Below are 13,437 nucleotides of genomic sequence, written 5' to 3' on the forward strand. Positions count from 1 at the left end.
TGGTGTTTTCATGAAAAATCAACGGATTTTCCCAGGAATTATTCTAATTGGATTTGGAGCATACTTTTTATTACAGCAGACTGAGCTAACACTTTTTCAACAATTTTATTCTTGGCCTACCTTAATCGTTATAGTCGGTATCGCCTTTTTAGGTCAAGGCTTTTCGGCAAGGGAATACGAAGCCATTCTTCCTGGCGTCATCATGACGGGGTTCGGTCTTCATTTTCATCTTGCTGGTCATGTATCTTTTTGGCCCACTAATACGATTGGGATGTTGATCCTCATCATTTCTGTCGGATTTTTCCTTCGTTTTCAAAAAACGAATAATGGCCTATTCCAGGCATTCCTTTTCCTCATTATTTCTGTACTCATGCTTTTTTATGATAAAATTGCTGGATATCTAGGGTTTCTCCAAAGTGGGATGAATTTCATTTGGAAATTTTGGCCAGCACTTCTAATCGTTATTGGTATATATTTTCTACTAAAAAAGAAAAAATAACAGCTCAATCTTTTAAATCCATTTAAACATAGTAAAGCCAGGCGCATATTTTGCACCTGGCTTTCTTATGTTTACATATAACTCTTAAGAATCGACCATGCTTCATCTTTACCTAGACCTGTTTCAGAAGAGAACAGGACGATATGGTCATTTGGATCAAGCTCTAGGGTTTCTTTAGTAACCTTCAAGTGCTTTTGCCATTTCCCCTTAGGAATTTTGTCTGCCTTCGTAGCGATGATGATCACAGGAATTTCATGATGCTTTAAAAAGTCATACATCATCACATCATCATTGGTTGGAGGATGGCGCAGGTCCACAATGAGGACAACCGCTCGTAATTGTTCACGTCTTGTAAAATACGTCTCAATCATTTTCCCCCAAGCAGCCCGCTCAGTCTTTGAAACCTTCGCATATCCATACCCTGGAACATCGACAAAATGAAGGATCTCATTAATAATATAAAAATTTAGTGTTTGTGTCTTTCCAGGCTTGGATGAAATTCGAGCCAGTCCCTTTCGGTTAAGCATCTTATTGATAAATGAAGACTTACCAACATTGGAACGACCTGCAAGGGCAAATTCAGGAATCTCGGTTTCCGGATACTGCTCTGGTTTCACTGCACTGATGACGATCTCTGAACTTACTACTTTCATCTGTTGTCTCCTTCTAATAACGCATGCTTTAAAACTTCATCGACATGGGATACAGGAACAAAGGCTAATTCATTCCGAACACTTTCCGGAATATCATCTAGATCCTTCACATTATCCTTTGGAATAATGATTTTAGTAAGCCCTGCACGATGTGCACTGAGTGATTTTTCTTTCAATCCACCAATTGGTAAGACCCTGCCACGCAAAGTAATTTCACCGGTCATACCGACTTCCCGTCGAATAGGTCGGCCGGTTAACGCAGATACGAGCGCTGTCGCCATGGTGATTCCAGCTGATGGCCCATCTTTCGGAACAGCCCCTTCAGGAACGTGGATATGAATATCATATTTTTCATGGAAATCCTCGTCGATCCCAAGTTCATGTGTTTTTGATCGAATATAACTAAAAGCTGCTTGTGCTGATTCTTTCATCACGTCACCAAGCTTACCGGTTAACACAAGTTTTCCTTTTCCAGGGGATAAAGAAACCTCAATTTGCAAAGTATCGCCGCCAACAGTTGTATAAGCTAAACCTGTCGCAACCCCTACTTGATCTTCAGCCTCAGCCATTCCATAGTGGAATCTTGATTTTCCTAAGAATTCCTCCACATTTTTTTCGGTAATAATAACTCGCTTCTTCTCTCCAGAGACAACAATTTTCGCAGTCTTGCGGCAAAGAGTTGCCATTTGACGCTCTAGACTTCGCACCCCTGCTTCACGAGTGTAATAGCGAACTACCTTTAGAATGGCGTCGTCACGGACTTGGAGAGTGCCTTTTGTCAGCCCATTTTCTTTAATTTGCTTTGGCAATAAATGATCTCTACAGATATGAACTTTTTCAAGCTCCGTATAGCCCGCAATCGTAATGATCTCCATTCTGTCTAACAATGGACCTGGAACAGTTGATAAATTATTAGCAGTCGCGATAAACATAACCTTTGATAAATCGTATGTTTCTTCTATATAATGATCGCTAAAATTATGATTTTGCTCTGGGTCCAATACTTCAAGCAATGCACTTGCAGGATCGCCACGGAAATCACTCGACATTTTATCGATTTCATCTAGTAAAAATACAGGATTAATCGTACCCGCTTTTTTCATCCCCTGGATAACTCGGCCTGGCATGGCTCCAACATATGTCCTCCGATGGCCGCGGATTTCTGATTCATCTCGAACACCACCAAGAGAGACTCGAACGAAATTACGGTTAAGCGAGGTAGCAATTGAACGAGCAAGACTTGTTTTTCCGACTCCCGGAGGTCCTGCAAGACATAGGATGGGGCCTTTTAAGGAATTGGTCAGTTTTTGGACCGCTAAATATTCCAGGACCCGTTCCTTCACTTTTTCAAGTCCATAATGGTCTTCGTCTAAAATCTTTTCAGCACGGAGAATATCAATGTCATCTTCTGTCTTTTTCGACCATGGGATGGAAATAAGCCAATCAATATAATTGCGGATGACCGCACTTTCAGCTGAGCTTGTTGGCACCTTTTCATAACGGTCCAATTCTTTCATGGCGGCCTTTAAGGCATGTTCAGGCATATCGGCATTTTCTATTTTCTTTGTCAAATCCGCGATTTCACCCGTTTTACCTTCCTTATCGCCAAGTTCCTTTTGGATGGCCTTCATTTGCTCTCGAAGGTAATATTCTTTTTGTGTTCTCTCCATCGAACGCTTGACACGCTGTCCAATCTTTTTTTCAAGATTAAGGACTTCTTTTTCATTATGAATCGTATTAATTACACTATTTACTCGCTTCTTAATATCGATCATTTCGAGAATTTCTTGCTTCTCTTTTAATTTAATTGGTAAATGGGATGCAATGATATCTGCCATTCGACCAGGTTCCTCGATATCAGCAACAGAAGCATAGGTTTCTGCAGAGATTTTTTTAGATAACTTTATGTATTGCTCAAAATAGTCCAACATCGTTCTCATTAAGGCCTGATCCTCAACATCTTTTGTTTCAGGGTCCTCATAGGTAACGATATTAACGGAGTAATAGTCCTCTTCATCATAAAAAGAAATAACTTCAGCTCGATTTAAGCCCTCTACCAATACTCGAATCGTCCCATTTGGAAGCTTAAGCATCTGCTTAACCTTTGTTAATGTTCCAAGTTTGTATAAGTCCTCTGCGGTAGGCTCATCAATCGAGACATCCTTCTGAGTGGTTAAGAATATTAAATGGTCATCCACCATTGCTTTCTCAAGTGCTTGCACAGATCTTTCACGGCCTACATCTAAATGAAGAACCATTGTCGGATAGACGAGCAATCCTCGAAGCGGCAGGAGGGGAACGATCAATTCATTCTGTTTCGCCAAATTACTGCACCTCCACATGCAAAAATCCTGTTTTTCCACTGTTAAGCAGAATAGTCTTTGTTGTACAATTCTATCTTATTTGTTTTTAGGTGTCTATTTTTTGAGAATGGAGTCTGATTTCTTTTTCAATATAATTATTTTTCCCCAATAATATAATTTTCTTTCGACCAAAACATAAATAGCACCTCTCGACTTTTTCATAAAAAAACTTCGGAATGTTTTTTCAACAAACCGAAGCTTTTTTGTTAAATTGACTCTTTTTTCGTTAATTCAACCGAAGCAGGAATAACATCTATTTTTTGATATTCATTTACTAATGCAATTTCAAACACTTCATGAAGATGGGTAACGGGTACAATATTGATTCCCTGAATTTCATTTAAGATGGTTTGCATATTTTCTTCAGGAATAATGACCGTTTTGGCTCCAGCCTTACGGGCTGCCTTTACTTTAGGGTATACCCCGCCAATCGGTTTCACATTGCCATGAATACTGATTTCTCCTGTCATCGCCACGGTATTATCAATAGGAATTTTATAAATGGCTGAGTAAATTCCTGTCGCCATCGCAATTCCCGCAGATGGTCCATCGATTGGCACGCCGCCAGGAAAATTAACATGGATGTCATAATCATTTGCCGGCACCCCCATTGAACGCAATACAGTAATCACATTTTCAATTGAACCGCGCGCCATACTTTTTCTACGGATAGATTTCCCTTGACCGCCAATACTTTCTTCTTCCACAATTCCAGTAATATTAATCGAACCCTTTTCTTTTGCTGGAATGACTGTTACTTCAATTTCAAGCAGTGCCCCAGAATTCGGCCCATAAACCGCAAGCCCATTTACAAGACCAACATGTGAAATATCATTAATCTTTCTTTCCATTCTAGGAGTCATTTGGCTGGAATGGATCACCCACTCTATATCCTCATCCTTAATAAAGTTGCGGTCTTCCGTAATGGCTAATCCCGCAGCGATCTGAATCATATTAACCGTTTCACGCCCGTTTCTTGCATATGTAGATAAGGTGTTAATACCTGTTTCATTTATTTGCATGTTTACTTTATCCGCAGCTTTTTTCGCAACAGTTACAATCTCCTCCTGATTAAGATCACGGAAGAATACCTCCATACAACGGGAACGAATAGCGGGAGGAATTTCGCTTGGCGTTCTAGTTGTCGCTCCAATTAAACGAAAATCTGCCGGAAGTCCATTTTTAAAAATATCATGAATATGGGTGGGAATTTGATTATTCTCTTCATGATAATAAGCACTTTCGAGGAAAACCTTCCGATCCTCTAATACTTTAAGCAGCTTGTTCATTTGAATTGAATGAAGTTCTCCAATTTCATCGATAAACAAAACACCACCGTGGGCGTTGGTTACTGCTCCTTGTTTTGGCTGCGGAATCCCAGCCTGGCCCATCGCGCCGGCTCCTTGATAAATAGGGTCATGTACAGATCCAATAAGCGGGTCAGCGATACCTCTTTCATCAAATCTCGCTGTTGTCGCATCTAATTCGATAAAGACAGATGCTGGTTTAAAGGGAGATTTTACATTCTTTTTAGCTTCCTCTAACACGAGGCGTGCTGCGGCTGTTTTACCAACTCCTGGTGGTCCATAAATAATGACGTGTTGTGGATTCGGTCCACATAATGCTGCTTTTAAAGATTTAATTCCATCCTCTTGTCCTACAATGTCATTAAAGCTTGTAGGGCGCACCTTTTCAGATAATGGTTCTGTTAAAGATATCGATCTCATTTTCCGAAGCTGTTCCATTTCTTTCCGGGATTCCCGATCAATGGACACTTTTTGTGTACGCTGATTCCTCAGCAAATTCCAAAAATACAGCCCAATGATAATCCCGAAAAAAAGCTGTATAAATAAGGCAATCCCCGTCCAACTCATACTTTTCCCTCCTGCAACAAAATACTAAATATATATTAATCAGTATTTCCTGCATCACCACGGAATAAACCATAAAATATAAAAACAACATATGGGCTGGGTACACAAAAAGACCCAGCTTATCAGCCAGGTCTTTTCAATACTTATGCGGACTTTTCTTCGACCACAACAGTTCCATCTTCTAACACTAGTTTCGGAAGACTATTTTCTAAAACCGTCTCTTTTGTGATAATACATTTCGTGATATCCTCACGTGACGGAAGATCAAACATAACATCCAACATGATTCCCTCAATAATCGAACGTAAACCACGAGCACCTGTTTTTCGCTCAATTGCTTTTTTAGAAATTTCCGTTAATGCACCTTCTTCAAATTCTAATTCCACATCATCGATTTCCAACATTTTTTGATATTGTTTCACAAGCGCATTTTTTGGCTTTGTTAAAATTTCAATTAATGCTTTTTCATCTAATTGCTCAAGGCTAGCAATGACAGGAAGACGACCAATGAATTCTGGAATTAAACCAAAACGAAGTAAATCTTCAGGCAATACTTTTGAAAGTAGCTCTTTTTGATCAACTTCCACTTTCTTAACATCCGAACCAAAACCAATTACCTTTTGACCTAGGCGGCGTTTGATAATCGGTTCAATACCGTCAAATGCTCCCCCACAGATAAATAAAATGTTCGTTGTATCAATTTGGATAAATTCTTGATGCGGGTGCTTTCTTCCCCCTTGAGGCGGAACACTTGCAACCGTACCTTCAAGAATTTTTAATAAGGCCTGTTGAACACCTTCGCCAGATACATCTCTTGTAATCGAAGGATTCTCAGATTTACGAGCAATTTTATCAATTTCATCGATATAAATGATACCTTTTTCGGCCTTTTCTACATCATAGTCGGCAGCTTGAATTAGTTTAAGTAAGATGTTTTCTACATCTTCACCAACATATCCTGCTTCAGTAAGAGAGGTAGCATCCGCAATCGCAAACGGTACATTCAAAATCCGCGCTAATGTTTGTGCTAATAATGTTTTACCACTACCAGTTGGTCCAATCATACAAATATTACTTTTTGAAAGTTCTACGTCATCAATTTTGCTATTAGAATTGATGCGCTTGTAATGGTTGTAAACTGCAACAGACAGCGATTTCTTCGCTTGGTCCTGACCGATTACATATTCATTAAGAATTTCGCAGATTTCCTTTGGCTTTGGAACGTCTTTAAATTCTACTTCTTCTTCCGTACCAAGTTCTTCCTCAACGATTTCAGTACACAGCTCGATACATTCATCACATATATATACTCCCGGCCCTGCAACTAGTTTACGAACTTGATCCTGTGTTTTCCCACAGAAGGAACACTTTAATTGCCCTTTTTCATCATTAAATTTAAACAATCCTTTCACCCTCTCAAAACGTGTTAAAACCCTTGTGAAGCTCGTGAATTACACAAACAAAGTCCGAGTTTTTTCTCATTGCTCATTGGTATGTATTTTGCATTGTAACACATAAAACCTAGGGACTGGAAATAAAACGCTTTAGATCATTATGTTTTCATTTTCTCTTTTTTTGTTTGTGTAAGTCAATTAATAAACATATGTACCCATTCATCTTAACCATTATATTGAATAATAAATCTAAAACATCTTATGGAAATTATTATTCGATATCGTAAGCGTTTTTTCCTTCCTTTTTAAAAGAAAAGCGCAACTCGCAAAAATTTATTCTGTAACTCAAATTACCGCTAGATGTTGCAGCTAGTTATTAAAAAGGATTCCCTGTCCTTATTATAATATGTAATTGAAAAATATGTATAAAACAAGGCACGATTTTTATCGCGCCTTGTTTTTTTATTCATTATTTCTTGTTTTCAACAAGAAAGTTTACAGCTTTTTGAAGTTTAAGATCTCCTATGATACCATCAACGCCGCCAAGTGCTTGGATGATTGTATCAACAGTCATATTGTACATGCCAGCCATTTTCTCTAACTCAGCATTTACATCTTCCTCTGTTACTTCAAGGTTTTCAGCTTTAGCAATCGCTTCTAAAGTAAGGTTCACCTTAACGCGACCTTGAGCTTCTTCCTTCATTTGGCCACGTAGCGCAGCTTCGTCTTGACCAGAGAATTGGAAGTAAAGTTCAAGATTCATACCTTGCATTTGTAAACGTTGTTCAAACTCTTGAAGCATACGGTTCACTTCAGTGTCAACCATTACGTCAGGAATTTCAACTTCTGCATTTTCAGCAGCTTTTTCCACAACTGAATCACGAAGGTGATGTTCTGCTTCATGCTTTTTGCTTTCGTCTAAACGAGTTTTAATTTTTTCTTTAAGGGCGTCTAATGTTTCAACTTCATCATCGACGTCTTTTGCAAACTCGTCATCTAACTCAGGAAGTTCTTTTCCTTTAATTTCATGAACAGTTACTTTGAACACAGCTGGTTTGCCTGCAAGCTCTGCCGCATGGTATTCTTCAGGGAAAGTTACTTCTACTTCTTTCGATTCCCCAGCTGCAACTCCAACTAATTGCTCTTCAAAACCAGGGATGAATGAACCTGATCCAAGTTCAAGTGTGTGGTTTTCAGCTTTTCCGCCTTCGAATGCTTCGCCATCAACGAATCCTTCGAAGTCGAGAACAACGGTATCACCATTAACAGCTGTGCCTTCTTCTTTCACTACTAGCTCAGCTTGGCGCTCTTGCATTGTTTTCAATTCATTTGCAACATCTTCGTCTGTTACAGCAACTTCTAATTCTTCAACTTCTAATCCCTTGTAGTCGCCTAATTTTACTTCTGGCTTTACTTGTACAGTTGCTTTGAAGATTAATGCTTTGCCTTTTTCGATTTGCTCGACGTCGATATCAGGACGATCAATTGGCTCAATACCAGTTTCATCAATCGCTTCTCCATATGCTTCAGGAAGTAGGATATCTATTGCATCTTGATATAGTGATTCTACACCGAAACGTTTTTCAAACATTCCACGTGGCATTTTACCTTTACGGAAGCCTGGAACATTTACTTGTTTAACAACTTTATTAAAGGCTGCAGTTAAGCCTTCGTTTACTTTTTCTGCACTAACTTCAACTGTAAGAACGCCGCGGTTCCCTTCTAACTTTTCCCATTTTGCTGTCATTCCTTTTCCCTCCAACAAATCTATTCTCATTTCATTCGTAACGAATTTGAGTCGGAATACGGCTTGTCCATCAAGCCACTTTTCCATTTTTTTAATGTAAAAGATAGTTTTTTACACAATGCAACCCCTACATTATATCATAGGTTTACTTTCTTTCAACAGCGAGACCTAAATATTAGGGTAAGAAATTTTCTCAATTACCTGGATTTGCTCCTTGGCTTGGATGATTTCCTGCGTATCAGCATCATATTTAATTGCCATCCTACTAATTTCTTGGTCCATTCCCATATATTCATGAGCAAGTAAATGGAAGGCTGCCGCCCATGAAGTAGCTGCTTTTGGTTCTAATTCGAACGGATAACTAATAAAAAAAGTCTGTTCGATCATTCCAAGCGTATTTTCATACAGTCCTGGATTTGTACTTTCCAATTGATCCGCAAGTAACGCTTTTACCTCTATGATTCTTGGCTGGACTCTTACCTCAGGAAGTAATATAGGATTGACCGTTTCTTCTAATGCAAACTTTTTTACCACTATTTCTCTATCAATTTCTTGTTCTTTAAGAAGTGTCAGCAGCATCGTTTTTAAAAAGGGGTGACCTGTATCCGCTTTTAAATAATCCACTATTTCTTCTACAAAGGGTCGGATATTTTTCTCTGCCAAACCGGCAATTAAGAGCATTTGCTCATTAAGGCTTTTATCCGTAAATAGATGTAATGCTTGAACCTCCGGCGTAGGTTCTTCTACTAATGAGGGATGATTGTCCGCCATTCGCTGGCTAAATTGTAAGATTGTTAAAAAATGATCATGTTTTTCAGGTGGTATCTCTTTTTCTTCTTTTAATGCTTCAATCGTCGATACAATTTCCTGGTATTCATGAAGTTGAATAAGTACTGTCAGATAAAGATCAACCATTTGAAAATAGTCGCCAACCCCTCTTAATAAAAGTTCGTTTGCAAGTACTTTCGCTTTTTTAAATGAACCTGCTTCAAAATAGGCTACAACCAACCCGACTAAAATACTATCATTATCATGATCCAATTCTCGCGCTTCCTCTAAGAGAGGAATGGCTTCATTAAATTTTTTCTTTTCAAGGCTCTCAAGACCTTTGTCTGCTAATCTCTTGTCAAGTCCGGGAAAGAAAATCAGATTATCTTTTCGTTTTACTTGTTCCCGTTTTTTCATAAGAATCCGTCCTTCAGTATGTCATTGAGAAATAGTGTAACATAATGGAATAATAAAGAAAACTCACCAATGGCGCCTGGAGCTGGACAATTCTCAAAGTCAAAATTTATACGCTTATCTTATAAAAAAAACTCACCTTTATAGGTGAGTTGAAATTTTGGTATGTAGATTAACTGATACAAGATAATGGCGTCCCAGGAGAGATTCGAACTCCCGACCGTACGCTTAGAAGGCGTATGCTCTATCCGGCTGAGCTACTGGGACATTATTAATTATCAAAGACAAGATTTATTATATTACCCTAATGTCTAGAAGTCAACAGGTTTAGGTGATTATTTTAAGTAACCTGGCGGGGCAATCCCCCACCATGGTTACAATACAAACTCCCGTGCCAAAGCCGCTATTTCCCGACCATTTACTTCAAAAACTGTCATCTTGATTTTCTTGTCCAGTAATTCAAGGATAACATACGTTTTTTCTAGTCGTTCTCTCGGCAGACGAATACTGCCTGGATTTAAAAATAATCTTCCATCTATCACTTCTGCACCTAAAATATGTGAGTGACCAAAACAGACGATATCGGCATTTACTTCTTCTGCTTTATATTTTACATTCATTAAAGTAGATTTAATCGAATAGCGATGTCCATGGGTAATAAAGAACCTTCTTCCCTCAACCTCTGAAATCGTTTCGAGTGGATAGCTGCTTTCAAAATCACAATTTCCCATGACGGTTAAATATCCGGAAATGGCTTTATCATCTGGCATCAATTGTGAATCACCACAATGAATCAGTAAGTCTACTTCTTGTAAATGTCTTTCCCTAATGTCCACGAGTTCTCTCGTCAATCCATGACTATCACTAATAATTAGTACCTTAGCCATTCTGCTCAGCACCTTCAACAATCGAATCTACGATCAAATCAAGTTTCACTAAAGCATGGGCACGGTGGCTGATCTTATTTTTTTCATCAGATGACAGCTCTGCCATAGCCATCCCCTTTTCCGGCACATAAAAAACCGGATCATATCCAAAACCATTTGTTCCATGACGCTCTTCGAGAATCAGACCTTCACAAGTGCCTGAGACCGTCCTTGTTTCTTGACCGGGTATCGCAACCGCCAAAGCACAATAAAACCTAGCCGCTCTCTTTTCCACAGGAACACCTGCCAATTCAGACAGTACTTTATCTGTATTTTTCTGATCATTCTTCGGTTCGCCTGCATATCGGGCCGAATATATGCCTGGTCTCCCTTCGAGAGCGTCCACGATTAAACCTGAATCATCGCCAATGACCATCTTATTGAGGGCCCGAGCTACCGCTTCTGCTTTTAGAATAGCATTTTCTTCGAAGGTACTTCCGGTTTCCTCCACCTCGGGAATTTCAGGGTAATCTAGTAATGTCCGGACCTCAATCCCTCTTGACGCGAAGATATGCTCAAATTCCCTTGCTTTTCCAGAATTTTTAGTTGCAATAATAACTTCTTTCATTCTAATCGCCTCTTATTTCTTTCTTCTTATCTCTATTTTTTTTATAATTTCTTCACCAAGTGCCGTTTTCTGCTGTTCAAACAGCTCCATTAAACCCTCTTGCGCAGCATGTAGCAAACCTTGAAGCTGATCATAGGAAAAGGTGGCTTCTTCACCAGTACCTTGTAATTCGACAAATTCAGCTGATCCTGTCATGACCACATTCATATCAACTTCTGCCTTGGAATCTTCAGCATAGTTTAAATCCAGGACGATATTGCCGCCTGTAAGCATCCCCACACTTGTGGCGGCTAAATAATCGGTAATCGGAAACTTTGAAAATGACTTTTTCTCTGCAAGTCCATTTAGGGCTAAGACCATCGCCACATATGCACCTGTAATCGAGGCCGTCCGTGTACCACCATCAGCTTGAATCACATCACAATCGATCCAAACGGTTTTTTCACCTATTGCACTAAGATCGACAATCGCACGAAGGGCACGACCAATCAGTCGCTGTATTTCCATTGTTCGTCCGGAGACCTTTCCCTTTGAGGCTTCGCGAATATTTCGCGACGCAGTTGCCCGCGGCAGCATCGAGTATTCTGCCGTGATCCAGCCTTTCCCTTCACCCCTCATAAAATGTGGTACACGATCTTCTATGCTTGCCGTACAAATTACCTTTGTATTCCCTACAGAAATAAGGACAGAACCTTCTGGATGCATTAAATAATTTGTTTCAATATGTATGGGTCTTAATTGTAATGGTTCTCTTCCATCAACCCTCAAGAAACTACCTCCTTTAGTAATCTGTTTTCCTATTTGAATCATTTCTTCATCCACCATTTTGGGCCGCGCTCTGCCCTTTTACAAATAAAGAAGAGGCGGCCTTCAAGCCAACCTCTTTCATTGACACTATATAGTATAACAAAAAATTTTTTTTAAAAACTACCTGTATTTACTTTTTCTGGTCGAGTAACTGGTTCAGTTAATTTTTTCCCTTTGTCATTCTTTATTTCAGCCTTGCCGTTTACCTGAATGGCAATTTTTTCGACCCCTTGCTGTTCAGTTAATGACAGGACAAGTGTATCTAGCAATGATTGAGAAATTTCTTTTTCTTCAAAACTACCATAGACATTTTCATTAAAGTTCAAAGTTACTGTACCGTCTTGATATTTTGGAGCCTCCAGTAGTTTTACGTCCGACATAAATTCAGATACTAACGTAGATTTTGAACTTGGTCCATTAATCAGTTCATTGACGACTGCAACATATGGGTCCTTTTCATTATTACTAACCCTGCGTGTGACTGGGACATAGTAATAGGAACCTTCTTCACCACCAATATAGTAGACCGTTACTGGTTTTGTATTGGTAATATCAACGACATCGGTTGTATCAATATTGATACCTGTCGCTCTTGATAGGTTTTCACTAATTGGGGTGCCACTAACAGGCATTTCTGCTAGTTCATGACCATCCATTTTTAGTTTGACTGACTTGACACCATCAAATTGAGTTAGAGTCCATGTGACAGACTGGAGAATCTTTTGTTCATCTTCGGGTTTATAGTCTTTAAATTCTTTAGAAAAGTCCACAGTTGCTACGCCATTGTCTTTATTGATATCAACAGAAAGTTCCGTATCCTCGGGGAGGACTGCTCTAAAATCATTCGGGAGCATATCCGTGACCGGACCATTGGCTACTAAATACTGAAGGGCCTGCTTTGCGACAGCAGTGGTTTTTGGAAGTGCTAACGTTTTGGGTACCACATATCCATCCTTATCGATCAAATAAAGTTCTGTTTTTACAGTATTTTCAACCTCACTCTTTTCCTTCGCCGTTGTTTCTTTGCTAGCTTTTTCCTCCGCAACTGAAACCGTTTTTGGCGGATCAATTTTCTTTTGTGTTTCAGCACCAAACAACCCGCATCCTGAAAGGAGCACAGTTGAAGTTAGCACCGTCACCCCAATGATTTTCACTTTATTTTTAATCACATAAATTCCCCCCTAAGACAGTTTGTACTATCATGTATACGAGCCTTAAGAGAAATTAGACCGCGAGATGCAAGAAAAACGGAATAAAAATAAAAAAATTTCAAAAAAGATAGGAAAAACCAGTTAGTTAGATTAGTAGAGTTACAAATGGTGTCAGGCACCATCCGTGGACATCGTCCTTCTGTGAAGGACAATGTCCACGGATGGGCTCTACAATAAAAAGAGCTCCGATCTTGTTAATCAGAGCTCTAGGTA

11 protein-coding genes and 1 tRNA gene are annotated in these 13,437 nt (G+C 39.3%); 1 reads left to right on the plus strand and 11 read right to left on the minus strand.

What is annotated here, in order from left to right:
• Positions 1-10: 10 nt before the first annotated feature.
• Complete coding sequence (locus TY15_RS04535; protein WP_040207754.1) at positions 11-499, plus strand: LiaI-LiaF-like domain-containing protein; 489 nt, start codon at positions 11-13, stop codon at positions 497-499.
• Positions 500-570: 71 nt separating this feature from the next.
• Here the strand turns inward: TY15_RS04535 and yihA are convergent, their stop codons facing one another.
• The 11 genes from yihA to TY15_RS04590 form a co-directional block, all read right to left on the minus strand.
• Positions 571-1,152, minus strand: a complete 582-nt coding sequence (yihA, locus tag TY15_RS04540) for a ribosome biogenesis GTP-binding protein YihA/YsxC (RefSeq protein WP_040207752.1) — start codon at positions 1,150-1,152, stop codon at positions 571-573.
• Positions 1,149-3,476, minus strand: coding sequence for an endopeptidase La (gene lon / locus TY15_RS04545; RefSeq protein ID WP_040207751.1), 2,328 nt, complete (start codon positions 3,474-3,476; stop codon positions 1,149-1,151). The genes yihA and lon overlap by 4 nt, the downstream gene beginning before the upstream one ends.
• 245 nt (positions 3,477-3,721) lie before the next feature.
• Entirely contained in the window at positions 3,722-5,389 is a 1,668-nt protein-coding gene (gene lonB / locus TY15_RS04550) for an ATP-dependent protease LonB (RefSeq protein WP_040207750.1), read from the minus strand.
• A gap of 143 nt (positions 5,390-5,532) precedes the next feature.
• Positions 5,533-6,792: an ATP-dependent protease ATP-binding subunit ClpX gene (gene clpX, locus TY15_RS04555; RefSeq protein WP_040207749.1), complete on the minus strand. Its 1,260-nt coding sequence runs from the start codon at positions 6,790-6,792 to the stop codon at positions 5,533-5,535.
• A 460-nt stretch (positions 6,793-7,252) separates the two neighbouring features.
• Positions 7,253-8,530 carry a trigger factor gene (tig, locus tag TY15_RS04560; protein WP_040207748.1) on the minus strand — a complete coding sequence of 426 codons (1,278 nt, stop codon included), beginning with the start codon at positions 8,528-8,530 and terminating at the stop codon, positions 7,253-7,255.
• 168 nt (positions 8,531-8,698) lie between these two features.
• Complete coding sequence (locus TY15_RS04565) at positions 8,699-9,715, minus strand: tetratricopeptide repeat protein (protein ID WP_040207746.1); 1,017 nt, start codon at positions 9,713-9,715, stop codon at positions 8,699-8,701.
• A gap of 187 nt (positions 9,716-9,902) precedes the next feature.
• A tRNA-Arg gene (locus TY15_RS04570) sits at positions 9,903-9,979 on the minus strand.
• Between the two features lie 107 nt (positions 9,980-10,086).
• On the minus strand, positions 10,087-10,599 hold the full coding sequence (locus TY15_RS04575; protein ID WP_040207745.1) for a metallophosphoesterase: 513 nt from the start codon (positions 10,597-10,599) through the stop codon (positions 10,087-10,089).
• Positions 10,592-11,206: an XTP/dITP diphosphatase gene (locus TY15_RS04580; RefSeq protein WP_040207744.1), complete on the minus strand. Its 615-nt coding sequence runs from the start codon at positions 11,204-11,206 to the stop codon at positions 10,592-10,594. Before TY15_RS04580 ends, TY15_RS04575 begins: the two co-directional genes overlap by 8 nt.
• Positions 11,207-11,218: 12 nt before the next feature.
• Positions 11,219-11,974: a ribonuclease PH gene (rph, locus tag TY15_RS04585; RefSeq protein WP_040207743.1), complete on the minus strand. Its 756-nt coding sequence runs from the start codon at positions 11,972-11,974 to the stop codon at positions 11,219-11,221.
• A gap of 152 nt (positions 11,975-12,126) precedes the next feature.
• A complete protein-coding gene (locus TY15_RS04590) occupies positions 12,127-13,182 on the minus strand; it encodes a GerMN domain-containing protein (RefSeq protein WP_040207741.1) in 1,056 nt (351 codons plus the stop codon).
• Positions 13,183-13,437: the final 255 nt, after the last annotated feature.

It is taken from the genome of Neobacillus jeddahensis (assembly GCF_000612625.1).
In the GTDB taxonomy this organism is placed as follows: Bacteria; Bacillota; Bacilli; order Bacillales; family Cytobacillaceae; genus Neobacillus; species Neobacillus jeddahensis.

What these genes read in the sequence shown, in the direction of transcription:
- TY15_RS04535 (WP_040207754.1), top strand. Translation starts at nt 11, where the DNA reads ATGAAAAATCAACGGATTTTCCCAGGAATTATTCTAATTGGATTTGGA.
- yihA (WP_040207752.1), bottom strand. Translation starts at nt 1,152, where the DNA reads ATGAAAGTAGTAAGTTCAGAGATCGTCATCAGTGCAGTGAAACCAGAG.
- lonB (WP_040207750.1), bottom strand. Translation starts at nt 5,389, where the DNA reads ATGAGTTGGACGGGGATTGCCTTATTTATACAGCTTTTTTTCGGGATT.
- tig (WP_040207748.1), bottom strand. Translation starts at nt 8,530, where the DNA reads ATGACAGCAAAATGGGAAAAGTTAGAAGGGAACCGCGGCGTTCTTACA.
- TY15_RS04565 (WP_040207746.1), bottom strand. Translation starts at nt 9,715, where the DNA reads ATGAAAAAACGGGAACAAGTAAAACGAAAAGATAATCTGATTTTCTTT.
- TY15_RS04575 (WP_040207745.1), bottom strand. Translation starts at nt 10,599, where the DNA reads ATGGCTAAGGTACTAATTATTAGTGATAGTCATGGATTGACGAGAGAA.
- TY15_RS04580 (WP_040207744.1), bottom strand. Translation starts at nt 11,206, where the DNA reads ATGAAAGAAGTTATTATTGCAACTAAAAATTCTGGAAAAGCAAGGGAA.